Below are 21,649 nucleotides of genomic sequence, written 5' to 3' on the forward strand. Positions count from 1 at the left end.
CCCCCCCAGTCAAAGCATCCATGGCTTGTCGCGTCGCGGAGGGCAAATGTCGGAAATCATGAGGACGGTACAGGACGACATCGGCCGGGAGGACGAATCCGCCCCGATCGAAATGCTGGCGTCGCTGTTCGAAGCGCGCGACTGGGCATTCGAATATGCGGGCGAGGACGAGATTTCCGCCGAAGTGAAGGGCGCCTGGGCCACTTACCAGATCCAGGCGATCTGGCGGGTGGAAGACCGCGTCCTGCAATTGCTCTGCCTGCCCGACATTCGCATCGCCGACAGCAAGCGGCAGGCCATGTTCGAGGCATTGGCGCTCATCAACGAGCAGCTCTGGGTCGGGCACTTCGACACCTGGTCCAGCAGCGGCGTGGTGCTCTATCGCCACGGCCTGATGCTGGGCGAGGACGGATTGCTCGGTCCCGGCCAGGCACAGACCGTGGTCGAGGCCGCGATCGAGGAGTGCGACCGCTTTTACCCGGTGTTCCAGTTCATCCTATGGGGCGACAAGACGCCCACCGAGGCGCTGGCCGCAGCCATGATCGACGCTGCCGGAGAGGCCTGAGTGCGGGGTTATCCGCTGGTCCGGCGATGATCAGGTCATTGGCCCTTGGCAGTCCCTTGTCCGTCGCTTAAGCGCCGGGGCATCGTGCGAATTTGCGCAAGGGGAATGACATGGAGCGCTTCGGTAACATCCTTCTGGTCGGCTGCGGCAACATGGCCGGTGCCATGCTCGAAGGCTGGCTGAAGGGCGGCATTCCCGCGTCGTGCTTCACGGTCGTCGATCCCCGCCGCGCCGATGTGCCGGAAGGTGTCACGTTGCTGCGCGAATTGCCGCGCGAAGGCCGTTTCGATGCGGTCATGCTCGGCATCAAGCCCCAGGGGCTGGACGAAGCCGCTCCGGCAATCGCGCCTCTGGTCGGGCGGGGCACCGTGCTTTTCTCGATCCTGGCGGGCGTCGAGTTCGACAGCCTTGCCGCGCGCTTCCCCGATGCGGGCGCCGTCGTGCGGATCATGCCCAATCTGGCGGCGGCTATCGGCAAATCCCCGATCGCGCTGGATTCGCGCGGTCTTGACGAGACCGGCCGCGCCGCCGTCACGGCGATGATGGCGCATCTCGGCACGCCGGAATGGCTGGCGCGCGAGGATCTGTTCGATTCCGTCACGGCGCTGGCCGGTTGCGGCCCGGCTTTCGTCTACCGTTTCATCGACGCGCTGGCGGCGGGCGGTGCGGCGCTGGGGCTGGACGAAGGACAGTCGCAGCGGCTGGCCGTGGCGATGGTGGAAGGCGCCGCCCAGCTTGCTGCGGCCTCCCCGTTTTCGCCCGGCGAACTGGCTGACAAGGTGGCCAGCCCGGGCGGTTCGACCCGTGCGGGCATGAACGTGCTCGACGCCGACGGCGCGCTGGCCGCGCTGATCGCCGCCACCATGACGGCCTCGCGCGATCGCAATGCCGAAATGGCGGCCGAAGCGCGTAGAAGCTGATCGGGCAATTGTCCGGTCCGTTTCGGACGTTCTTTACATTTTGACACAAAGTCACGCTTCCGGTTTTTCTTGAATTCGGACGGCGGACAGCCGATATTCAAACCGTCCGGGCGCCGCATTTCGCTGGCGCCCGCCAAAGGAGTTTGAAATGGCGAATTGGAACGACCCCCAGCCCCGCACGGGCTTCGGTGCGTCTCCGAGCCTTGACGGACGCACGGAAGGCCGGGCCACGTATGACGCGGGCCTGCGCAGCTACATGCTGTCCATCTACAACTACATGGCCTCGGGCGTGCTGCTGTCGGGCATCGTGGCGGTGCTCTTCGCGAATTCCGGCATGGCGATGCAGGTGCTCGGCACCCCGCTGCGCTGGGTCGTCATGCTGGCGCCGCTGGGCTTCGTCCTGGCGATGAACTTCGGCCTCAACCGGATGAAGACCTCGACGGTGCAGATGCTCTATTGGGGCTTCTGCGTGGTCATGGGTCTTTCGCTCTCGACGATCTTCCTGGTCTTCACGGCCACCTCGATCGCCACGACCTTCTTCGCCACGGCCGCCGCTTTCGCGGGCCTGAGCCTCGTGGGTTACACCACCAAGAAGGATCTTTCGGGCTTCGGCACCTTCCTGATCATGGGCCTGTTCGGCATCCTGATCGCGATGCTGATCAACCTGTTCGTGGGTTCGACCGTGCTGCAACTGGCGATCTCGGTGCTCGGCGTTCTGATCTTCGCTGGTCTTACCGCCTATGACACCCAGATGCTCAAGAACCAGTACGCCCAGCTTCGCGGCACCGAATTCATCGGCAAGGCCGTGGTGATGGGTGCCCTCAGCCTCTACCTGGACTTCATCAACATGTTCCAGTTCCTGCTGAGCTTCCTGGGCGACCGCCGTTAATCCACCGTTTTTTGACGGTTCAAGCGATCATGCCCGGTGCGATTCGTCGCACCGGGCATTTTCATTGGAGTCGAGACGGGATAGAATCGGGCAATTCTGTGAAATTGGAGTGTCCGGGGTGGTTAACCTGAAGAAAAGAGGCGTTCTGCGCAGCCTCTCGCTGATGACGGGCTCGCTCGTCGCCTTGCTTTCGGGCTGCGGCCCCAAGGAAGTGGCGGTCGCACCGCCGCCGCCGCCGCCCGTGGTCGTGATTCCGCCGCGCCCGATGCCGCCGCTCGGCGCATCGCCGAACATGATCATCCCGGCCGTGGCCGTGGACGGTTCGCGTCGCACCGTGAACACCGGCATCTCTTCGGCCCAGGCCCTGTGGAACCTGCGTTCGGCCTACAACGTCGCCGCGCTCAACTGCATCGGGCCGCAGTACGAGCCGATCCTGGCCGGCTACAAGGACTTCCTGAAGAAGCACACCAAGAGCCTGACGGCGGCCAACAAGGCGCTGGACAAGGAATTCCGCACCCGTTTCGGCGCGAAGTCCGTGCGCGAACGCGAATCCTACCAGACCCAGGTCTACAACTTCTTCGCGCTGCCTCCGGTGGTGCCCGCGCTGTGCAATGCGGCGATGGGGCTGGCGGTCGACCTGCAGGCGCTTCCCGCCGGGCAGCTTGACGGTTTCGCCGTCACCGGGCTGGCCAAGGCGGAAGCGCCGTTCAAGGAATTCTTCAACAGCTACGACCAGTACCGCGCCGATCTCGCGGCTTGGGAAGCGCGTTACGGCGCAGGAGCTTCGGCCAGCGCGCCGGGCGTGACCACGCCTGTGGCCGTGGCGCCCGCTTCCGTGCAGCAGGCTTCCGCGCGCTGAGTTGAAGTGGCATTCGGGGGGCGGGGAGCGGCGATCAAAGCCGCGTCCCGCCGCCGATTTCTCCCTGCCGCTTCCGATGCGCGGAATTTGGCGCGAAGGCATTTTTGCTCTTTCATGAGCAGGGGCAGTTCGCTAAGGGAGCGCGTCGCAGGGCGCTTGTCGTCTGGCGAAGATACTGGAACGGGGCCGTAGCTCAGATGGGAGAGCGCGTCGTTCGCAATGACGAGGTCAGGGGTTCGATCCCCCTCGGCTCCACCAGTATGATAATCTGAAGCGATCCGGGTTAGACCGGATCTCCCCCGGCATGAGGCGTTTGACGCGACATGGCCGGGTTTTTTGTTTATCCGCGATGGATGGACATGGCTCTGGCCATTCGTCCTTCGCCCTTGAACGTCTTTGAACGCGCCGGAACCAATACGATGCATTTTCTCGATCAGGCCAAGATCTATATCCGTTCGGGCGGAGGCGGCCCCGGCGCGGTTTCGTTCCGGCGCGAGAAATACGTCGAGTATGGCGGTCCCGACGGCGGCAACGGCGGCAAGGGCGCGGACGTGGTGTTCGAGGCCGTGGCCGGTCTCAACACGCTGATCGACTTCCGCTACACCCAGCACTTCAAGGCCCCGCGCGGCGGCCACGGCATGGGCAAGAACCGCAACGGCGCGCAGGGCAAGGAACTTGTGATCAAGGTTCCCGTGGGCACCCAGATCGTCGACGACGAGGATCGCGAGACGGTCCTGGCCGACCTTACCGAGGCGGGCCAGCGCGTGACCCTGCTGGAAGGCGGCATGGGCGGGCGCGGCAATGCCAGCTACAAGACTTCCACCAACCGCGCGCCGCGCCAGCACCAGCCCGGCATCCCGGCACAGGAAATGTGGGTCTGGCTGCGTCTCAAGCTGCTGGCCGACGTGGGCCTGGTGGGGATGCCGAACGCGGGCAAGTCCACTTTCATCAACAAGCTGTCGAACGCCAAGGCCAAAGTGGGCGACTATGCCTTCACCACGCTTCGCCCGCAGCTCGGCGTCGTCATGCACAAGAACCGCGAGTTCGTGCTGGCCGACATTCCCGGCCTGATCGCGGGCGCGGCCGAAGGCGCGGGCATCGGCGACCGTTTCCTCGGCCATATCGAGCGCTGCCGCGTGCTGGTCCATCTCATCGACATCTCGAATGCCGATCCGGTCGAGGCCATGCACATCGTCGAGGAGGAACTCGAAGCCTACGGCGGCGATCTGGAAGGCAAGCCGCGCCTGGTCGCGCTCAACAAGATCGACCTCGTCGACGATGCCCTGGCCGCCGAATATGCCAAGGAACTGCTCAAGGCAGGCGCCCACGAGGTCTTCCCGATTTCCGGTGCCACGGGCAAGGGCATGTCGAAGCTGCTGGATGCCGTGATCGACTATCTGCCTGCCGCCACGGTGACCGAACGCCCCGAAGGCGAGCGCGAGGAAGCCGACGACAAGCCGTGGTCGCCGCTCTGAGCGACCGCGTAAAGCGGGATAGGGCATGACGGGAGCAGCCGCGCGCAGGCCGGTGGACGGCCGCGCGGCGGCCATGATGATCGGGCTCTGCGCGATCTGGGGCCTCCAGCAGACCGCGCTCAAGGCAGCGGCGCCGGACATGGCGCCGGTCCTGCAGATTGCGCTGCGTTCGGGCGTTGCCGCCCTGTTCATTGCCGCACTGGTCTTCGCCCGGCGCGAAAGCCATGCCCTGCGCGGCGGCACCTGGAAGCCGGGGATCGCGATCGGCGCGCTCTTTGCGCTCGAATATTTCTTCATGGGTGAAGGGCTGCGCTTCACCAGCGCCTCGCACATGGGCATCTTCCTCTATACGGCCCCGATCTTCACGGCGCTGGGCCTTCATTTCGGCCTGCCGGAAGAGCGGTTGAGCCCGCTGCAATGGCTGGGCATCGCCGCAGCCTTCGGCGGGGTCGCCGTCTCGTTCCTGGGCGGCGCGGGGGAGGCATCGCACCGCAGCTCGGCCTGGATCGGCGATCTCATGGGCATCGGCGCGGGTGCGGCCTGGGGGGCGACAACGCTCACCCTTCGCTTTTCGCGCCTCTCGCAGGCACCGAGCACGGTGACGACGCTCTATCAGCTGCTCGGCGCTTTCGTGCTGCTGAGCCTGTTGGCGCTGACGGCGGGGCAGACCGCCGTCACGATCACGCCGATGCTGGCGCTCAGCATGGCGTTCCAGATCGTCTTCGTCTCGCTGATCAGCCTGCTCGTCTGGTTCGGTATGCTGCGCATCTATCTCGCCTCGCGGCTCGGCGTGCTCTCGTTCATGACCCCGCTGTTCGGCGTGGGTTTCGGCGTGGTGCTGCTGGGCGAACGGCTCGAACCCGCCTTCATCGGCGGCGCGGTCATGGTCATGGCCGGCATTCTGCTGGTGAGCGGGCACGAGATGTTCCGCGCCCGGCAGGCGAAGCGCACCGGCTGAAATACGGGGCCTGAAGTGCAGGGGCACGCGCAAGTGCTTTCCACAAGGCGGCAACTGTCCTAGAGGCTCTGCCTCCATGCCTGTATCGCGCCTTTCCGATCTCTCCGACAGAGCCCTGGCTCCCCGCCTTGTCGTCAAGGTGGGCTCGGCGCTGCTCGTCGGAAAGCAGGGGGTGCGCCGCGAATGGCTGACCGCGCTGGTGGCCGAAATCGCCGAAGCGCGGGCACGGGGGCAGGACGTAATCGTCGTCTCCTCCGGTGCGATCGCGCTGGGCGCGGCCACCCTGGGGCTCGACAAGGGCGGACGTGGCTCGCTGGCGGATGCCCAGGCGGCGGCTGCCGTCGGGCAGATCGCGCTGTCCGGCCTTTGGGCGGAACTGCTCGGCAGCCATGGCCTTACCGCCGCGCAAATGCTGCTGACCCTCGACGACCTCGAAGACCGCCGCCGCTATCTCAATGTCACCGCCACGCTGACCCGCCTGCTCGATGCGGGCGCGGTGCCGGTGATCAACGAGAACGATTCGGTGGCCACGCAGGAAATCCGTTTCGGCGATAACGACCGCCTCGCCGCCCGCGTCGCCCAGGCCGCGCAGGCCAGCGCCGTGCTCCTGCTTTCGGATATCGACGGGCTCTACGACCGTCATCCGAAGGAGCCGGGCGCGCGGATGATCCCGGTGGTCGAAGGCGTGACGCCGGAAGTCCACGCCATGGCCAGCGCCGAATCGAACTCCGGCATGGGCTCGGGCGGCATGGTATCGAAGCTGCAGGCCGCCGAGATCGCCGAACTGGCGGGTATCTGCCTCGTCATCGGCAATGGTCAGCACGACCGACCGGTGGAGCGGATCATGGCGCAGGGCATCGGCACGCTGTTCCTGCCGCGCCGCCGGGCCGGTGCGCGCAAGGCCTGGCTGGGCGGCAGGCTGCGCCTCAAGGGCAGCATTCACGTAGATGCGGGCGCCGCCGCAGCGCTCCTGCGCGGATCGAGCCTTTTGGCCAAGGGCGTTACCGGCGTGGAAGGCCATTTCGAGCGCGGCGATCCGGTGGCGATCGTCGATGCCGGGGCGCGCGTGGTCGCGCATGGGCTTTCCGAATATCACGCGGGCGAATGCGATGCGATTCGCGGACTTCACTCCAGCGAGCAGGCCGAAGTGCTCGGCTACTCGCCCCGTTCATCCGTCGTGCATCGCGACCAGCTTGTTTTGAAGTGATGGAACTCGATCGTCCCACTATCGCCCTGACCGGTGCCACCGGTTTCGTCGGCCAGAGCCTGCTCGATGAAGCCGTGGCCGCCGGATACGAAGTGCGCGCCCTCGCGCGCCGCGAACAGGAGCCGCGCGAGCACGTCACCTGGGTGCGCGGCGAACTGCGCGACACCGCCTCGCTCTCCGAGCTTACGCGCGGGGCCGAGGCGATCCTGCATGTAGCGGGCGTCGTCAATGCGCCCGATGCCGCCGGTTTCGAGGCGGGCAACGTTACCGGCACGCTCAACCTGATCGAGACGGCGGTGGCCAAGGGGATCCGCCGCTTCGTCTTCGTTTCCTCGCTCTCGGCGCGCGAGCCGCAGCTTTCGGACTATGGCGCTTCCAAGGCGAAGGCCGAAAAGCTGCTGCGCGCCAGCCCGCTAGACTGGACCATCGTGCGCCCGCCCGCGATCTACGGCCCGCGCGACAAGGAAATGTTCGAGCTGTTCCGCGCCGCGCGCTGGGGCCTGGTGCCGGTGCCGAAGGGCGGAGCGGCCTCGCTGATCCACGTCGAGGACCTGGCCCGCCTGCTGGTGGCGCTGGTGCCGGGCGGCGAGGACGTGACCGGCAAGCTCTTCGAACCCGACGACGGCAAGCCGCATGGCTGGGACAATGCCGAAACCGCCCGCGCCATCGGCGCCGCCGTGGGCCGCCGCGTGCGCGTGCTCTCGCTTTCGGCGGCCACGCTGCACAGGGTGGCCAAGGTGGACCGTTTCCTGCGCGGTGACGGTGCGAAGATGACCGCCGATCGCGCCGCCTATTTCAGCCACCCGGACTGGGTCGTCGGCCAGGAGGCGGCCGTGCCCGCCGCGATCTGGCAGCCGCGCATCGATACGCGCGACGGCCTGCGGGCCACGGCCGAGTGGTATCGGGCGAACGACTGGCTTTGAGAAGGCCGAGGAGGGGGGGGCGCCGCGGAGCACCCCTCCCCCTATCCCGTCATGCCAGTGCAGGCGCCGCCTGAACCACGCCGGTACAGGGTCCGAACCCGATCGAGACTGCCCCTGCGGCCACGAAGCGGCCTGACAGCATGAGTTCGTCGCCGTCCTGAAGGAAAGTGCGCGTCTCGCCGGTCGGCAGGGTCACAGCCTCGCGGCCCGCGCGCGTGATCTCCATCAGGCTGCCTTGCGAGCCGTCTTCCGGGCCGGAAATCGTGCCGGTGCCCAGCAGGTCTCCGGGGTTCATCTCGCAGCCGTTCGAGGCATGGTGCGTCACCATCTGCGCGATGGTCCAGTACATGTTGCTGGCCGGACCCTGGCTGAGCCGCCGGGCGGCAAGGCCTTCCTCGCGCATTTTTGCGGTGCTGAGGCCCACTTCGAGGTCGAGCGACAGCGCGCCCTCGCGCTGGTCGGCTTCGTTCCAGAGGTAGGGCAGGGGCTGGGGATCGCCTTCGGGGCGCGGGGGCTGCGGAATGCGGAAGGGGGCGAGCGCCTCCATCGTCACGATCCAGGGCGAGACGGTGGTGAGGAAGTTCTTGGCCAGGAACGGTCCGAGCGGCTGATATTCCCAGGCCTGCACGTCGCGTGCGGACCAGTCGTTGAGCAGGCTCAGGCCCGCGACGTGATCCAGTGCCTCGCCGATGGGGATCGGCTGGCCGAGGCGGTTGCCCTGCGCCATCCACACGCCGAGTTCGAGTTCGTAGTCGAGCCGGGCGATCGGGCCGAACGCGGGAGCTTGGGCATCGGGCGCCTTGGTCTGGCCGTTGGGGCGGATCACCGGGGCGCCGCTCGCCCGCACCGTGGAGGCGCGGCCGTGGTATCCGATGGGGACGTGCTTGTAGTTGGGCAGCAGCGGATTGTCCGGGCGGAACAGCTTGCCGATATTGGTGGCGTGGTGGATGCCGACGTAGAAGTCGGTGTAGTCCGCGATGCGCGCGGGCAGGTGGAGCGTCGCGTCGGCCATCGTCGCCAGCAGCGGTTCCACTTGCGCGAGCTCGGCGGCGCCTTCCGCCAGCAGTGCGGAGACGCGGCGGCGCAGCGCGCGGCGCGGACCGGCGCCCAGTGCCAGCAGCGGGTTGAGCGTCTCGCCCGAGGCGGCACGGGCCGCTTCCAGGGCATCGCCCGCAAGCAGGCCCGATGCGGCGAGCGCGGCGAGGTCGAGAATCATCTCACCGATCGCGATGCCGCCGCGCGCCGCTTCTCCGGCGCGGGAGAACACGCCGAGCGGCAGGTTCTGGATCGGGAAATCGACGTGGCCATTCGCGCTTGCCACCCAGGACCGCAGCGCGGGGTCATGGGTTTCGTCGATCGTGGCCATGGGATTCTCCTCTACCGTGTTGTCTGGTGGCGCTTCCCTAGAGCGTTTTCCAATCAGGTGGAATCACCTGATGACTCGGAAAATGCGGCAACCGTTTCGCCGGGTCCGAATCGCTACGTCACGGCCCCTCTTCGCGGTCGTCCCAGCCGTGGGTTTCGGTCATGACGAAAGGGACGGGGCGCCCCTGTGCGTCGCGGGCGGGCCGGAAGCGGAAGCGTTCGGTGATATGGCGGCAGGTTCCGGCATCGAGGTCCGGTCGGCCGCTGGAGGTGACGACGGTGCAGCCGCTGACCCGTCCATCCACGCCGATGCGGTAGCGCACGGTAATGTCGGCGCCCTCGCGCGACTTGCGCAAGTCCGGCGGAAGGTCGGAGAAATGGATGCGCCCGGCGGTCTGGCGCGGATAGGCGGCGACGCTTGCGTTCGTACCGGCGCCGTCTCCGCCCTTTCCGCCACCGCCAATCCCGTCACCGCCAATCCCGTCACCGCTTCCTCCCGCGCCGCTGCCGGTGCCCGCCGCGCCTGCACCCTGTGAGGATTGCGTACCCTCGCCGGGGCGCGGCGCGGCGATAATCGGCGGACGAACCGGCAGGACGATGCGCGGAGGCGGCGCCGTGACGGGCGCGGCGCTGCCCTTGCGGCCTTCAGGGGCGGGCCGATCCTTCGGTGCGGCGGCGGGCTTTTCGATTTGCGGTGGAGGGGGCGGAGGTGGCCGCTCTGGCATGGTCGTGATCGCGGTCAGGGCGGCCCGCACCGGCAGCGCCGGAATATCCACGCCAAGCCCCAGTGCCAGCGCCGCCAGGCCGCCGCCTACGACCGCTGCCGAGGCCAGGGCGGAAAGCCAGCGGTTGGACGCCGGAACCTGCAAGCGTGCCTTCTCCTGTCGTTCCCACATCCCTCTGGAAACAAGTGCAGGCCACGAAAGCTCCCCGTCGCGGAAGAGACATCGGATGACGGCAGGGCCGCGACGAATGGTTGCGGTGCTTGCGGAACCTTGATCTTGCAACATCGTTATTCCGCCAACGACACAATTTCGGAGAAGCAACAATGACTCTACTTCTTATTCTCCTGGTCGGCGGCGTCATCGGCTGGTTGGCCTCGATCGTGATGCGCACGGATGCTCAGCAGGGCGTCTTTCTCAATGTTGTCGTCGGCGTTGTCGGCGCTCTGATCGCTGGTCTGCTCATCACCCCGCTGATCGGCGGTGCGCCCATTACGAGCGGCGCGTTCGACATCATGTCGCTCTTCGCTTCGTTCCTGGGCGCGATCGTGCTGCTGGCGATCGTGAACCTGTTCCGTCGCGGTTCGATCCGCTAAAACACCTATGCGACCGGTTTCAGAAGGTCGCCAAGGAGGTGGCGCGTCCTCCAACCGCAAACGCGCCTTTTCAACAGGGATAAGGAAGCCTGACATGAAAGCCACAACCACTTCGCGTCTTGCCATGATCGCTGTCGTCGCTGCCGGATCGCTGGGCCTTGCGGCCTGCAACAACAAGGCGGACGATGCCACCGAACAGCAGGCCGACGCCGTCGAGCAGTCGTCCGATGCCACGGCCGACGCCATGCGCGACCAGGCAGACCAGATGACCGGCGCAGCTTCCGAAGCCGTGGAAGAAAAGGCCGATGCGGTAGAAGCCGCTGGCGAAGCCAAGTCTGACGCGCTGGAAAACAAGGCGGACGAGATCAAGAAGCAGAACTGATCTCTTCGTTCATTGCGAGAAGACACGGGAAGGATGGCGGGTTCGCCATCCTTCTTGCGTTGGATTTGGGGGAATGATGCGGTTCGGATAAGGTCGGTGCCGCGAAACACTCGTATCGCAAGTTTTCAAACCGACTCATCAGGACGGGGCTTTTCGGGCAAGGAAACCCCGCCTTTAACCGGCACAATCAAAATGCCGCCGATAGACGCTTGAATTGTCGGGCAAGAGGGCAGACATAGCCCCCGAAAGTTCGACGCCATTCCACGCGCCCGTTCAGGGTGCGGCTCAACCCTTTGATAACCTGAAACAGGAAGACAGCCATGACCATTTCCCTGATCCCGCTGCCCTACGCGCAGGACGCGCTCGAACCGCACATCTCTTCGAAGACCCTGGAAATCCACCACGGCGCCCACCACAAGACCTACGTCGACAAGCTCAATGCCGCCATCGAAGGCACCGAGAACGCCGGCAAGTCGCTTGAGGACATCACCCGCTCGGCTTCGGGTCCGCTGTTCAACAACGCCGCCCAGACCTGGAACCACGGTTTCTACTGGCACTCGCTGAGCCCCGAGAAGACCGCGCCGAGCGAAAGCCTGCTGGCCGCGATCAATGCAGACTTCGGCTCGCTCGACGCCCTGCTCGAAGCGCTTTCGAACGAAGCCGTCAACCACTTCGCCTCGGGCTGGGCGTGGCTGGTCGTCGACGGCGGCAAGCTGAAGGTCATCTCGACCCACGACGCTGGCACCCCGATCACCACCGACGTCAACCCGCTCATCACCATCGACGTCTGGGAACACGCCTACTACATCGACCAGATGAACAAGCGCCCCGCTTACGTGAAGACGGTGCTTGAGAACCTCATCAACTGGAAGTTCGCATCGGACAACTTCGATCGCGGCACGGTCTGGGCTTACCCGGCCTGATCCTGATCGGGTGGCGGCCGTAAGGCTGCTGTAACAAACTGAACCGGGCCGGGTCGCCGCTGCGAAGCGCGATCCGGCCCGCGGCATTTACGGCCTCTTCTTATCGGGAAAATCACTATGGATATCGGCTTCATCGGTCTCGGCGCCATGGGCAGCGCCATGGCGCGCAATCTGGCGGCGGCGGGGCACCGGGTGCGTGCCTGGAACCGCTCCGGCGGCGAAGTGGAGGGCGTCGAGATGGTAGCCTCCCCGGCCGAGGCCTTTGCCGGCGACGCGGTGCTGACGATGCTTTCGGAAGACGGCGCGATCCGTGAGGTCCTGCTGGACAGCGGGGTTCTGGACGCGGCGCCCGCAGGCGTGGTCCACCTCGTCTGCTCGACGATCTCGATCGCCTTCGCCCGCGAACTGGTGGAGCGCCATGCGGCGGCGGGTGTCGGTTATCTCTCCACCCCCGTGCTGGGCCGGCCCGACGTGGCGGCAGCGGGGCAGCTAAACATCATCCTTGGCGGTCCTGCCGAACTTGCCGAGCGGCTGGAACCGGTCTTCGCGGCGATCGCGGGCAAGGTCTGGGACATGGGCGAGGACCCTACGCTGGCCAATGCCGCGAAGATCGCCTGCAACATGATGATCACCATGGCCATCGAAGGCATGGCCGAAGCCGTCGTCCTGACCGAAGGCAAGGGGCTGCCGCGCGAGAAGTTCTTCGAACTGATGCTGGGCACGCTGTTCGGCAACCGCGTCTACCAGAACTATTCGGGCATCATTTCCGAGCAGCGCTACGAGCCGGGCTTCAAGGCGGTACTCGGCCTCAAGGACTTGCGGCTGGCCCGCGAACTGGCGGCGGAAACGGCGAAGGGAACGCAGGGCAGCCTGCCGATGCTCGATGCCGTCCACGCCCGCATGGGTGAGGCGATCGCGGCAGGCCACGCGGATCGCGACTGGGCGATCATGGCCGAACATACCATCGATACGGCTAAGGGCTGAGGAGTCGTTTGAAAATTCGCTTGAAGCGGATTTAAGCGGCACCGGCCCCTCAGCCCGACCGGCGCTCCCCGACTTCCAGCAGTTCGGGGTCGCCATCCAGCATGCGAGCGAGATCGGCGCGGGCGCGGGCGACGCGGCTTTTCATGGTGCCGATCGGGCAACCGGCAATCTCGGCGGCTTCCTCGTAGCTGAAGCCTGATGCGCCGACGAGCAGCACGGCCTCGCGCCGTTCGGGGGCGAGCTTCTGCAGCGCCGATTCCATGTCGCCGAGGTGCAGGGGGCCTTCCTGATCGGCCTCCATCACCAGCATGCGCTCAACCGCGCCCTCGTCGAGGTCGGTCTGGCGTTTGCTCTTGCGCAGTTCGGACAAGTAATGGTTGCGCAGGATGGCGAACGTCCAGGCGCGCATGTTGGTCCCGGCGGTGTAGCGGTCTCGCGCGGTCCAGGCCTTGATCGCGGCTTCCTGCACAAGGTCGTCGGCGAAGTCGGGCCTGCCCGAAAGGCCGCGCGCAAAGGCGCGCAAGTGCGGCAGGACGGTCAGCAGTTCCCGGCGGAATTCGTTATCCTCGGGGCGTGGAATGCTGGGATCTGGACGCTGTTCGCGGGGAGGGGGCGTGCCGGTATCGTCAGGCATCATCCGCCCCGTCCAGCTTCTTGAGGAGATCCTTGAAGCTGTCCGGGAGGGGTTCGTCCACCACGGAGTTGTAGAGCTTCCTCAACCCTCCCGCCCAGCCGGGTTCGCCATCCCTGCGGATGTCCGGCGGGAGACCGGGCCTCGCCGCATCGCCGGAATTTTCGGCGATCGGGCGAGCAGCGCCTTGTCCATCGGGTTGATTCAACTCAGAACTCCATTGCAACCTGAACACTTGCTTGCTGGCCGGGAGCGGGTCAAGTGTCATGCTGCAATCGCAGTGCATGTGCCGTCGGGGCAGACCGATCCGCTGTCCTATCGCCGGCAAGGCAACCGAACGTCGTTTTCGCTGGAACAATCGAGGCCGGTCTTGGTTCCATTTCCTACAAAGTCTTGTCCCGGGCGGCCTTGCGAATGGCCTGGAGCATGGCGATGCTCTTGAGGAACGATTCGGTTCGGCTGAAATGGCGTGGATTTCCGGTGATTGACCAGGCTTTGCTCGACAGGGTCCAGAAGCAGGCGTGGTTTCACAAGTATCCGCGCGGCTGGCCCTTCCTGCTTTTCATCATTGCTTCGATCACAACGGCGGTCTCCGTCATGGCGATCGAGCGCGCCGACCGGCAGACCCGGCAGGTCGAGCTGGACCGCAATCTTACCGAGATCGCGTCCGCGCTGCAGCGCCGCGCTACCGAGAATATCGCGCTGCTGCGCGCCGGCGCCGCGCTGTTCGCCACGCAGGAGCAGGTGAGCGCCGCGAAGTTCCGTTCCTTCGCGGAAGACCTTCAGGGCAGGGGCGATCTCTACGGCTCGCTCGGCATGGGCTGGGCGCCGCTGGTGCCGGTCGATCGCCTGTCCGCGCTGGAGCTTTCGGTCCAGAATAGCGAAAAGCCGGATTTCCTGGTCTATCCTAGGCCCGACCTTTCACGACGCAGCGCGGCGCCCATCGTCTACCTGGAGCCGGACGACGGCACCAACCGCACGGCGATCGGTTACGACATGCTGTCGGAGGAAGTGCGCCGCGCCGCGATGGAGCGGGCGATGAAGCTGGGCAAGCCAGTGGCGTCCGGCAAGGTCCATCTCGTGCAGGACGTCAGCAACCGCCAGCAGACGCCAGGCTTCCTGATCTACATGCCGGTCATCGCCCCGCGCTCGGGCGGGCAGGTTAAGGGCTTCGTGTTCAGCCCGTTCCGTGCGGAAACCTTCCTGGAGTCGGCCAGCGAACTCTATCGCAACAACAATATCGACGTGGCCGTATATGACGGCGCGGTCGAGCCGGACTCCCTGCTGGCGGAGCGCCATGCGGAAGGTTCGGCCGAACCGCAGATGCAGCGGCGGATAGACCTGGGCAGCCATACCTGGGTGGTCGTCATCAGCGACCGCAAGAGCGGCGTGCTCTCCACCGCCTCGCGCATCACGCTGTTCTTCGGCGCGCTGGCCTCGCTGATGGTCATGGCGATCGGGCGGCTCATCACCCGCCGCGCCGCCGAAGACCGCATGGTGCTGGAATGGCTCCAGAGCCAGGCCGCGATCCGCAATTCGCTGACTCGCGAACTCAATCACCGGGTGAAGAACACCCTGGCCAACGTGCTCTCGATCGCCGCGCTCACCCGCAGGCGCGCCAGCGATATAGACGACTTCACGGAAAGCCTCACGGCCCGCATCCGGGCGCTTTCCGCGACGCATGACCTGCTGTCCCAGTCGGACTGGACCCATGCCATTCTCGGCGATGTCGTGCGATCGGAACTGGCGCCCTACATGGAAGGGAACGAGCGCCACGTCGAACTGTCCGGGCCGGAAATCCGGCTGGCCCCGAACGACGCCATGTCGCTTGGCCTCGCGATCCACGAACTGGCGACCAATGCGGCGAAATATGGCGCCCTCAGCAGCAGCGGCGGCCGCATCCATGTCAACTGGACGCTCGATACGCCGGAACTCGCCTCGCTCGACTGGCGCGAGGAGGGCGGTCCCCCGGTTCGCGAGCCGGTGAAGCGCGGGTTTGGGCGCGATCTGATCGAGAAGATCGTCGCGCACGAGCTGAAGTCCGAGGTCGATCTGCGCTTCAATCCGGGCGGCGTCGAGTGCCGCCTCAAGGTGCCGGTTCGCGCGAGCCGCGAATTCGCGCTGCGGACCGAGCGGAAATGACGGCACCTTTCCTGCTCGCACGCGGCATTTAGGAAAACTTAGGCGAATCTTCTGTAGAGATGAACGTCTGTTCATCGAAGGGAATGGGTGGTCGCCGAGGAGGGCGGGCGCCCATCGGAGGGGATGGGAATGGATGCGCGTAGCTGGGATCGGCATATCGTCGAACGCAGGATTGCATGCCGGGCGAGCGGGCAGGATGCCCCGGTCTTTCTTTACGACCTGTCGGCCGGGGGCTGCATGGTGGAATTTTCCGGTGATGCGCCGGAAAAGGGGCAGCGGCTGGAACTGGACCTGTGCCGCGATCAGGTCGTGCCGGGCGAGATCGTCTGGCAGGTAGCGGGCTGCGCGGGGGTGCGTTTCCTTTCCCCGATCCATGACGCACTCGTGCGCCATCTCGGGTTTCAGGCGCCTCCCTACACGCTCGATAAGCGTTTTGTTCAGGACCGGCGTTTTGTTCAGGACTGGCAGGGCCCGCGCGATCGCTTCGGCCGCCACTTGCCGCCGCTGGGCGCCGGAGAACCGCGCGGCGCGCGCCGGGCATGAAAAAGCCCGCCGGTGATCCGGCGGGCTTTTTCCTCAGGCATTATTTGCAGGTTCAGCCGAGCGGCTTGCTCGACCCGAAGAACAGGGCCTGGCTGATCGCCGCGCGCACGGTGGCTTCCTGGAAGGGCTTGGTAACCAGATAAGTCGGCTCGGGCCTTTCGCCGGTCAGCAGGCGTTCGGGATAGGCGGTAATGAAGATCACCGGCACGTCGCCGAACTTCAGCAGGTCTTCCACCGCTTCTATGCCCGAACTGCCGTCCGCGAGCTGGATGTCGGCCAGCACCAGCCCGGCGGGCGAGCGTTCGAAGATGTCGAGCGCCTGGGCATGGGTGGCGGCCGTGCCGACCACGCGGTGACCGAGTTCGCTGACCAGCCCTTCGAGCTGCATCGAGATCAGCGGCTCATCCTCGATGATGAGAACGTCGGTCGTGCTCTCGCTCTCGATCTCGAGGATCGCCTGGGCGACAAGGGCGTCCACGTCCTCGGGCGAGACCGCGAGGATGCGCGCGGTATCCTCGCGCGAGAATTCCTCGACAGTGGTGAGCAGCAGCGCCTGGCGATGGGTGGGCGCGATCGTGGCGAGGCGGGTCTGGGCCGCCTGTTCGTGCTGGCCGCCTTCGGCCAGGCCCGGTTCCTCGACATGGCCGGTCGCCCAGATCCGCGTGAAGGCACCATAAAGCGCGGCGCGGCTATGGGCGATATCCTCGCGCAGGACCTTGTCGGCCAGCGCGGCTTCCAGAGTGGCGCGGACATAGGCATCGCCCGAATGCTGGGATCCTGTCAGCGCACGGGCATAGCGGCGCAGATAGGGCAGCTGGATGGCGATCTGGTCAGAGACGGACATCGAAATTCCTCGGCTCGTGGGAAGTCGGCTTCCCGTGTTTTCCCGTATTCATGACATCGGTGGCCCGCTTCCCCTCCCGAATTGACATCGATTTCTGACGTCACAACAAGAGCAGGGCAACCTCAAAATTTTTCGCGAACAGCCGGTTTCGACGGGAACCAACCGGGCGATAGTCCGTTTGGTCGATGTCACCACTGGCTCCCCCACCCCCCGCAAACCAGTGGTGACCCGATCCCGGAGGCCTCCGTTCACCGCAGAGTGGACGGAGGCCTCAAAGTTTACGGCGCCGTGATGTTCCCAGCATGAACGAAAAAATTCATTCGGTTGCGCCGAAAATCGCGCGTCCGGCTCGTTCTGTCTTGTATTGAACGCAGGAAATCGCGGGAAACCGGTGCTCGCAGGTGCTGGTCTTGTGTGGGCACCGGACCATACCGGGAACTTTGTGTGCATTAGTCGCGTTTGCCAATTCGACGGATCATGAAACGTGATCAGCCAAGGAGGGAACGCAATGTCCGCAGCAACCGAAACCAGCGCTGGAACCGAAACGCTTCAGGCACAAGCGCCTGTGGCCGCCCTCAGCGACCGGGATTTCAAGCGGGCTCTCGCCGAGGTAGCCCCGCACCTTCGCGCTTTTGCACGCGGCCTCTGCGGTTGCCGTGATCGCGCCGACGATCTTGCGCAGGAAGCCATGCTCCGCGCCTGGGCCGCGCGTGAACGCTATGCCGCCGGCACCAATTTCAAGGCCTGGACCTTCACGATCCTGCGCAATCACTTCTACAGCGAAGCGCGCCGCGCCCGCTTCCACGGCGAATACGACGAACTGGCCGCCGAGCGCATCCTGCGCGCCGAAGCCAGCCAGGAAAGCGCCGTCGAACTGGCCGATGTGCTGCGCGCCCTGACCGCCATTCCCGAGACCTATCGCGAAGCGCTGATCCTCGTCGCCGCCGGCAATCTTTCCTATGAGGAAATCGCCCGGATCTGCGGCATCGCCCTCGGCACCGTGAAGAGCCGCATCTGCCGCGCCCGCGCGATGCTCTCGAAAGTCATCGAATCCGGCCAGCTCCCGGATTTCCGCCACAACTTCGTGCTGACCGGCGAAGCGATCGACGCTTTCTTCGGCGAACTGGTCAAGATCGCCAATGCGGACGAACGGGATGCCGTCGCGGCCTGATCGCATGACTTCCGGCGCGGCTTCAGGAACCCTTGTGCCTTGGCCGCGCTAGCTTCTCCGGGCGCGAGGATCCTCATAGTCGAGGACGAATTCCTGGTAGCCCTGCAATTTGAAGACATACTCGCGGAAGGCGGCCATGCCGTGCTCGGGACGCTTCCCGATGCGGCTTCCGTGGCCGACCTCGCGGAAGCGCCCGATGTCGCGCTGGTCGATCTCAACTTGCGGGACGGGCTGACGGGTCCTTCGGTCGCGCGCGACCTCGCCAGCCGTTTCGGCGCCAGGGTGATCTACGTCACCGCCAATCCCGGCCAGATCGACAAGCCCGCGGCAACGGCCGTCGGCATCGTCCAGAAACCGTTCTCGCGGCAGGCCATCCTCGCCGCGATCGCTTATGCCATGGCCGGTGGCTGCGGAACGGATAGGCCTGCCGAACTGGAGCCGCTGGCCCAAGCCTGATCCAGGCCCTGACCCAGACTGGAAAACGTGGTAAGAGGCCGGGCGCAAACAGTTTCCGCAACGGTTTACAGCGCCAGCAGGGAGCCGATCATGCCTCGCAGCCTCTCGCCTTCGTCGTTCCGCCTTTCGCTTCTCGCTCTTTGCGGGGCCGTCGCCGCTGGCGCCTCGACACAGATACAGGCCCAGATTCCGGGCGGGCTCACGTCCGCCTTGCCCGACGTTGCATCCACCGGGGCGGGTAATGCCGCCGGGGTGCTGAGTTACTGCATGAAGCAGAAACTGGTCGATTCCGTGGAAGGCAATTCGGTCTACGGCCTGCTTGCGAAGAAGCCGGAAGTCGCCGAGCAGTCCGACGCCTTCAAGACCGGTTCCACAGGCACACTCCTCAGCAGCGGCAGCGCGCCGTTCTCGCTGGACAAGGCGCCCAAGTCGGTCCGCAAGACGGTCTGCAACATGGTTCTCAAACAGTCCCGCTCGTTTATTTGAAAATCCGCCCTTGGCGGATTTTAGCGGCACCGGTCCACACCCCCACCCGACCTCCCATCAGGATACACTCGTGGGAGGTCGGGTGGGGGCGCCTGAATCCAACTGGGGCCGGTGCCGCAATTTCTTAAAGAACGAGTAAGGGCGCGGAGGGGCTGGCCTCCGCGCCCCCTGGGAACACGGTCGCGCGATCGACGAGGGATTCAGACCGCGCCTACCTCGTGCTCGCCAGCTCTTGAGGGATCGATGGTGCCGCCGGTCGCCAGCTTGAACAAGCCGGTAATGCCGACATCCGAAGTCCAGACTTCGGCATCGTCCACCTCGAAACGCAGCATGACGATCGAGGGATCAGCCTTGCCTTTGGGGAACCACGCTTCCACGGCGTTGCTCCAGTGCCTTTCGCGCACGGCGGGATCGGTTTCCTCCACCAGCGTTCCGGCCAGGCAGGCGAATACGTCGTGGCCCTTGGTCATGACCTGCCCCATCGCACGGCCGCCGCCGCCGATGCGGTTGTCGCGCTTGCAGAAGAACCACACCGCATGATGCGCTTCCTTGTCGAGCAGCGCGGTCATCGGTTCGGCATGGCCATGCGCCGCGTCGAGCTTGATCATCATGAACGGACTGGCGGCGAAGGCTTTCCAGAACCTCTCGCGGACGTGGCTTTCCATGGCAGGTTTCCTCCTGGTTATTAACGAAGCCCAATCGTTAACAAAGCAACGCCGCCAAGCCCCCGGATGTTCCCGGGGGCTTCAGCTGGCGTTCATTCCTTTTCGTCGCCCGGCTTCTGGTGGGCCGCGAGCGAAAGTTCGCGCGGTTTGCGGCGTTCGAAGGTCTGCGCCATCTCGCGCTCCGCCTTTGCCGAAAGCGTCTCGGCGGCGGAGGGGAACATCTCTTCCTCTTCCTCGTCGATATGGTGCAGGTAGCGGTGGCGCATGTCCTTGAACTTCATCAGCCAGGCGCCGGAGCTCATGTCGATATCGAGCAGCTCGCCCAGGAAATCGTCGATCTCCTTGTGCTCGGAAACCGAATGGCGCGCTTCGTCGCGCAAGTCCGGGCAGGCGAGCATCGTCGCGTAGAGGGCTTCTTCCTCCGCCGCCGCATGGGCCTGGAGTTCACGGCGCAAGGCTTCGAACAGTTCGCGGCGTTCCTTGCTGTCGCCCTGGGTCTCGCCGAGGCGGGCCAGCATGTCGCGGTGGCGGTCGTGGTCTTCCTTCAGATCCTGAAAAATACGGGCATCGGCCATGGTGTCGCTCCTTCCTGGGGCAATTTGTATCGAACTGGTCGTATCGAACTGGAACGGGCGCCGCGCGGCAGGGTTCCGCGCCGCGCCTCACGGCGGCACAACTTCGCGGCCTGTCGTGCGTTGCCTGATACGGATGCCCGCGGAGCCGTTTCGCACCGTCCCGGGCGATCAGCTCAGGCCATCAGGGAGCCACGATGCCGCGCCTCGTCTTCGCCGAAGGAAACGAACCGGGGATCACCCGCAAGCCGATCCGCCGCAGCGGCGAGGGGCCGATCAGGTGGGCCTATTTCGACCCCGACGGCGCGCGCATCAAGGACCGCCAGGAGATCGACCGGCTCAACCGCATCGCCCTGCCGCCTGCCTATGTCGATTGCTGGTTCTCGCCGAAGCCCGAAGCCCATCTCCTCGCCACCGGCTTCGACGCGCGGGGCCGCAAGCAGTATCGCTATCACCCGGACTGGCGGGCGGACCGGGATGCCCGCAAGTTCGACCGCTGCGCCGATTTCGGCCGGGCCTTGCCGGAATTGCGCCGCCGGGTGGCGGAAGATCTGGTCCTGTCGCGCCTCTGCCGGGAACGGGCGATCGCCTCGGTGGTGGCCCTGCTCGACAGTGCCGCCATGCGGATCGGCAATGAGCGCTATGCCGAGCAGAACCGCAGTTTCGGCGCCACGACCTTGCGCGGGCGCCATGCCACGCTGAAAGGGCGCACCCTGAAACTGCGCTTTCGCGCCAAGCACGGCAAGCTGCGCGAGATCCTGTCCAGCGACCGCGCGCTGGTGGCCTGCGTGCGCAAGATGCAGGATCTGCCGGGGCAGCACTTGTTCCAGTATATGGACGAGGAGGGCTGCGCCTGTCCGGTCGGCTCGCAGGACGTGAACGACTATCTGCACGAGACCATGGGCGAGGACTTCTCGGCCAAGGACTTCCGCACTTTCGCCGCCAGCACTCTGGCTTTCGCGCGGATCTGGGAAAAGCCCGATATTAGCCTGAAGGCGATGCTGGCCGATGTTGCCGAGCACCTCGGCAATACCCCGGCGATCGCCCGCAAGTCCTACGTCCACCCGGCGCTGATCGCCTGCGTGCGGGGAACCGAGCCGGTGCCGGACCTGCCGGAAAACCTGCCGCGCCGCACCCGCTGGCTGGCGCGCGAGGAGCGCGGGTTGATCGCCTTTCTCGACGCAGCGCCTCCGGCGGCCAGCTGGGATTAGCGGGGAGGGTGGTGAGGGAGGCGGATCAGCCAAACTCAGCCCCATCCCCTACCGTCATCCTGAACTTGGTTCAAGATCCATCGCGCCGATCGAACCGCCGTCGATGGTCAGAAATGGATCCTGAACCAAGTTCAGGATGACGTCGGAGTTATTAAGGAGA

The 21,649-nt window shown here is 65.6% G+C and carries 25 protein-coding genes and 1 tRNA gene; 19 read left to right on the forward strand and 7 right to left on the reverse strand.

Annotated elements, in window-relative coordinates:
- Nucleotides 1–58: 58 nt before the first annotated feature.
- The 9 genes from NTCA1_RS06290 to NTCA1_RS06330 all read left to right on the forward strand — a co-directional run bounded on the left by NTCA1_RS06290 (nt 59) and on the right by NTCA1_RS06330 (nt 7,796).
- Nucleotides 59–565: a YbjN domain-containing protein gene (locus NTCA1_RS06290; RefSeq protein ID WP_236549124.1), complete on the forward strand. Its 507-nt coding sequence runs from the start codon at nt 59–61 to the stop codon at nt 563–565.
- A 110-nt stretch (nt 566–675) separates the two neighbouring features.
- Nucleotides 676–1,485 (forward strand): pyrroline-5-carboxylate reductase, encoded by an 810-nt coding sequence (locus NTCA1_RS06295; RefSeq protein ID WP_159829360.1) that lies wholly within the window; start codon nt 676–678, stop codon nt 1,483–1,485.
- 148 nt (nt 1,486–1,633) lie between these two features.
- Nucleotides 1,634–2,374, forward strand: a complete 741-nt coding sequence (locus tag NTCA1_RS06300) for a Bax inhibitor-1/YccA family protein (RefSeq protein WP_086491759.1) — start codon at nt 1,634–1,636, stop codon at nt 2,372–2,374.
- A gap of 118 nt (nt 2,375–2,492) precedes the next feature.
- The gene (locus tag NTCA1_RS06305; RefSeq protein WP_159829367.1) at nt 2,493–3,233 is read left to right on the forward strand and encodes a hypothetical protein; all 741 of its coding nucleotides are present in this window, start codon (nt 2,493–2,495) and stop codon (nt 3,231–3,233) included.
- Nucleotides 3,234–3,415: 182 nt separating this feature from the next.
- A tRNA-Ala gene (locus tag NTCA1_RS06310) sits at nt 3,416–3,491 on the forward strand.
- 161 nt (nt 3,492–3,652) lie between these two features.
- Nucleotides 3,653–4,708 carry a GTPase ObgE gene (gene obgE / locus NTCA1_RS06315; protein ID WP_086491837.1) on the forward strand — a complete coding sequence of 352 codons (1,056 nt, stop codon included), beginning with the start codon at nt 3,653–3,655 and terminating at the stop codon, nt 4,706–4,708.
- 25 nt (nt 4,709–4,733) lie between these two features.
- On the forward strand, nt 4,734–5,666 hold the full coding sequence (locus NTCA1_RS06320; RefSeq protein ID WP_086491757.1) for a DMT family transporter: 933 nt from the start codon (nt 4,734–4,736) through the stop codon (nt 5,664–5,666).
- A 76-nt stretch (nt 5,667–5,742) separates the two neighbouring features.
- Entirely contained in the window at nt 5,743–6,873 is a 1,131-nt protein-coding gene (gene proB / locus NTCA1_RS06325; protein ID WP_159829369.1) for a glutamate 5-kinase, read from the forward strand.
- Complete coding sequence (locus NTCA1_RS06330) at nt 6,873–7,796, forward strand: NAD(P)-dependent oxidoreductase (protein WP_159829372.1); 924 nt, start codon at nt 6,873–6,875, stop codon at nt 7,794–7,796. The genes proB and NTCA1_RS06330 overlap by 1 nt, the downstream gene beginning before the upstream one ends.
- Before the next feature lie 49 nt (nt 7,797–7,845).
- Here NTCA1_RS06330 and fahA read toward each other — a convergent pair whose 3' ends face one another.
- Together fahA and NTCA1_RS06340 are read right to left on the reverse strand one after the other, a co-directional pair.
- Nucleotides 7,846–9,162, reverse strand: a complete 1,317-nt coding sequence (gene fahA, locus NTCA1_RS06335) for a fumarylacetoacetase (protein WP_159829374.1) — start codon at nt 9,160–9,162, stop codon at nt 7,846–7,848.
- Nucleotides 9,163–9,280: 118 nt separating this feature from the next.
- Nucleotides 9,281–10,030: a TonB family protein gene (locus tag NTCA1_RS06340; RefSeq protein WP_159829376.1), complete on the reverse strand. Its 750-nt coding sequence runs from the start codon at nt 10,028–10,030 to the stop codon at nt 9,281–9,283.
- A 179-nt stretch (nt 10,031–10,209) separates the two neighbouring features.
- On the opposite strand from NTCA1_RS06340, the gene NTCA1_RS06345 reads away from it, so the two are divergent.
- The 4 genes from NTCA1_RS06345 (at nt 10,210) to NTCA1_RS06360 (ending at nt 12,768) form a co-directional block, all read left to right on the forward strand.
- A complete protein-coding gene (locus tag NTCA1_RS06345; protein WP_086491753.1) occupies nt 10,210–10,479 on the forward strand; it encodes a GlsB/YeaQ/YmgE family stress response membrane protein in 270 nt (89 codons plus the stop codon).
- Nucleotides 10,480–10,573: 94 nt separating this feature from the next.
- Nucleotides 10,574–10,861, forward strand: coding sequence for a hypothetical protein (locus tag NTCA1_RS06350; protein WP_086491752.1), 288 nt, complete (start codon nt 10,574–10,576; stop codon nt 10,859–10,861).
- Nucleotides 10,862–11,181: 320 nt separating this feature from the next.
- Entirely contained in the window at nt 11,182–11,784 is a 603-nt protein-coding gene (locus tag NTCA1_RS06355) for a superoxide dismutase (RefSeq protein ID WP_086491751.1), read from the forward strand.
- A gap of 117 nt (nt 11,785–11,901) precedes the next feature.
- On the forward strand, nt 11,902–12,768 hold the full coding sequence (locus NTCA1_RS06360; protein ID WP_159829378.1) for an NAD(P)-dependent oxidoreductase: 867 nt from the start codon (nt 11,902–11,904) through the stop codon (nt 12,766–12,768).
- 49 nt (nt 12,769–12,817) lie between these two features.
- Here the strand turns inward: NTCA1_RS06360 and NTCA1_RS06365 are convergent, their stop codons facing one another.
- Nucleotides 12,818–13,402, reverse strand: coding sequence for a sigma-70 family RNA polymerase sigma factor (locus NTCA1_RS06365; protein WP_086491835.1), 585 nt, complete (start codon nt 13,400–13,402; stop codon nt 12,818–12,820).
- Nucleotides 13,395–13,607, reverse strand: a complete 213-nt coding sequence (locus tag NTCA1_RS06370) for a NepR family anti-sigma factor (protein ID WP_133083654.1) — start codon at nt 13,605–13,607, stop codon at nt 13,395–13,397. The genes NTCA1_RS06365 and NTCA1_RS06370 overlap by 8 nt, the downstream gene beginning before the upstream one ends.
- A 272-nt stretch (nt 13,608–13,879) precedes the next feature.
- Between NTCA1_RS06370 and NTCA1_RS06375 the strand changes: the two genes are divergently transcribed.
- Together NTCA1_RS06375 and NTCA1_RS06380 are read left to right on the forward strand one after the other, a co-directional pair.
- The gene (locus NTCA1_RS06375) at nt 13,880–15,541 is read left to right on the forward strand and encodes a CHASE domain-containing protein (protein ID WP_159829380.1); all 1,662 of its coding nucleotides are present in this window, start codon (nt 13,880–13,882) and stop codon (nt 15,539–15,541) included.
- A 129-nt stretch (nt 15,542–15,670) separates the two neighbouring features.
- On the forward strand, nt 15,671–16,084 hold the full coding sequence (locus tag NTCA1_RS06380) for a PilZ domain-containing protein (protein WP_159829382.1): 414 nt from the start codon (nt 15,671–15,673) through the stop codon (nt 16,082–16,084).
- Between the two features lie 52 nt (nt 16,085–16,136).
- Here the strand turns inward: NTCA1_RS06380 and NTCA1_RS06385 are convergent, their stop codons facing one another.
- Entirely contained in the window at nt 16,137–16,928 is a 792-nt protein-coding gene (locus NTCA1_RS06385; RefSeq protein ID WP_159829384.1) for a response regulator, read from the reverse strand.
- Nucleotides 16,929–17,436: 508 nt separating this feature from the next.
- Between NTCA1_RS06385 and NTCA1_RS06390 the strand changes: the two genes are divergently transcribed.
- From NTCA1_RS06390 to NTCA1_RS06400, 3 genes are all read left to right on the forward strand, one after another.
- On the forward strand, nt 17,437–18,099 hold the full coding sequence (locus tag NTCA1_RS06390; RefSeq protein WP_236549125.1) for a sigma-70 family RNA polymerase sigma factor: 663 nt from the start codon (nt 17,437–17,439) through the stop codon (nt 18,097–18,099).
- A 39-nt stretch (nt 18,100–18,138) separates the two neighbouring features.
- Nucleotides 18,139–18,555: a response regulator gene (locus NTCA1_RS06395; protein ID WP_159829386.1), complete on the forward strand. Its 417-nt coding sequence runs from the start codon at nt 18,139–18,141 to the stop codon at nt 18,553–18,555.
- A gap of 90 nt (nt 18,556–18,645) precedes the next feature.
- Nucleotides 18,646–19,041 carry a DUF2501 domain-containing protein gene (locus NTCA1_RS06400; RefSeq protein WP_159829388.1) on the forward strand — a complete coding sequence of 132 codons (396 nt, stop codon included), beginning with the start codon at nt 18,646–18,648 and terminating at the stop codon, nt 19,039–19,041.
- Nucleotides 19,042–19,241: 200 nt separating this feature from the next.
- Here the strand turns inward: NTCA1_RS06400 and NTCA1_RS06405 are convergent, their stop codons facing one another.
- Nucleotides 19,242–19,706, reverse strand: a complete 465-nt coding sequence (locus tag NTCA1_RS06405) for a pyridoxamine 5'-phosphate oxidase family protein (RefSeq protein WP_159829390.1) — start codon at nt 19,704–19,706, stop codon at nt 19,242–19,244.
- Between the two features lie 92 nt (nt 19,707–19,798).
- Entirely contained in the window at nt 19,799–20,281 is a 483-nt protein-coding gene (locus tag NTCA1_RS06410) for a hemerythrin domain-containing protein (protein ID WP_133083659.1), read from the reverse strand.
- A 194-nt stretch (nt 20,282–20,475) separates the two neighbouring features.
- Here NTCA1_RS06410 and NTCA1_RS06415 point away from each other — a divergent pair, with 194 nt between their 5' ends.
- Complete coding sequence (locus tag NTCA1_RS06415; RefSeq protein WP_159829392.1) at nt 20,476–21,489, forward strand: DNA topoisomerase IB; 1,014 nt, start codon at nt 20,476–20,478, stop codon at nt 21,487–21,489.
- Nucleotides 21,490–21,649 lie beyond the last annotated feature (160 nt).

The sequence above is a fragment of the Novosphingobium sp. TCA1 genome (assembly GCF_009811895.1).
Classification (GTDB): domain Bacteria; phylum Pseudomonadota; class Alphaproteobacteria; order Sphingomonadales; family Sphingomonadaceae; genus Novosphingobium; species Novosphingobium panipatense_A.

Coding starts and splice junctions, on each gene's coding strand:
- NTCA1_RS06290 (WP_236549124.1), top strand. CDS start 59: ATGAGGACGGTACAGGACGACATCGGCCGGGAGGACGAATCCGCCCCG.
- NTCA1_RS06295 (WP_159829360.1), top strand. CDS start 676: ATGGAGCGCTTCGGTAACATCCTTCTGGTCGGCTGCGGCAACATGGCC.
- NTCA1_RS06300 (WP_086491759.1), top strand. CDS start 1,634: ATGGCGAATTGGAACGACCCCCAGCCCCGCACGGGCTTCGGTGCGTCT.
- obgE (WP_086491837.1), top strand. CDS start 3,653: ATGCATTTTCTCGATCAGGCCAAGATCTATATCCGTTCGGGCGGAGGC.
- NTCA1_RS06320 (WP_086491757.1), top strand. CDS start 4,734: ATGACGGGAGCAGCCGCGCGCAGGCCGGTGGACGGCCGCGCGGCGGCC.
- proB (WP_159829369.1), top strand. CDS start 5,743: ATGCCTGTATCGCGCCTTTCCGATCTCTCCGACAGAGCCCTGGCTCCC.
- NTCA1_RS06330 (WP_159829372.1), top strand. CDS start 6,873: ATGGAACTCGATCGTCCCACTATCGCCCTGACCGGTGCCACCGGTTTC.
- fahA (WP_159829374.1), bottom strand. CDS start 9,162: ATGGCCACGATCGACGAAACCCATGACCCCGCGCTGCGGTCCTGGGTG.
- NTCA1_RS06345 (WP_086491753.1), top strand. CDS start 10,210: ATGACTCTACTTCTTATTCTCCTGGTCGGCGGCGTCATCGGCTGGTTG.
- NTCA1_RS06350 (WP_086491752.1), top strand. CDS start 10,574: ATGAAAGCCACAACCACTTCGCGTCTTGCCATGATCGCTGTCGTCGCT.
- NTCA1_RS06355 (WP_086491751.1), top strand. CDS start 11,182: ATGACCATTTCCCTGATCCCGCTGCCCTACGCGCAGGACGCGCTCGAA.
- NTCA1_RS06360 (WP_159829378.1), top strand. CDS start 11,902: ATGGATATCGGCTTCATCGGTCTCGGCGCCATGGGCAGCGCCATGGCG.
- NTCA1_RS06365 (WP_086491835.1), bottom strand. CDS start 13,402: ATGCCTGACGATACCGGCACGCCCCCTCCCCGCGAACAGCGTCCAGAT.
- NTCA1_RS06380 (WP_159829382.1), top strand. CDS start 15,671: ATGGATGCGCGTAGCTGGGATCGGCATATCGTCGAACGCAGGATTGCA.
- NTCA1_RS06385 (WP_159829384.1), bottom strand. CDS start 16,928: ATGTCCGTCTCTGACCAGATCGCCATCCAGCTGCCCTATCTGCGCCGC.
- NTCA1_RS06390 (WP_236549125.1), top strand. CDS start 17,437: ATGTCCGCAGCAACCGAAACCAGCGCTGGAACCGAAACGCTTCAGGCA.
- NTCA1_RS06400 (WP_159829388.1), top strand. CDS start 18,646: ATGCCTCGCAGCCTCTCGCCTTCGTCGTTCCGCCTTTCGCTTCTCGCT.
- NTCA1_RS06405 (WP_159829390.1), bottom strand. CDS start 19,706: ATGGAAAGCCACGTCCGCGAGAGGTTCTGGAAAGCCTTCGCCGCCAGT.
- NTCA1_RS06410 (WP_133083659.1), bottom strand. CDS start 20,281: ATGGCCGATGCCCGTATTTTTCAGGATCTGAAGGAAGACCACGACCGC.
- NTCA1_RS06415 (WP_159829392.1), top strand. CDS start 20,476: ATGCCGCGCCTCGTCTTCGCCGAAGGAAACGAACCGGGGATCACCCGC.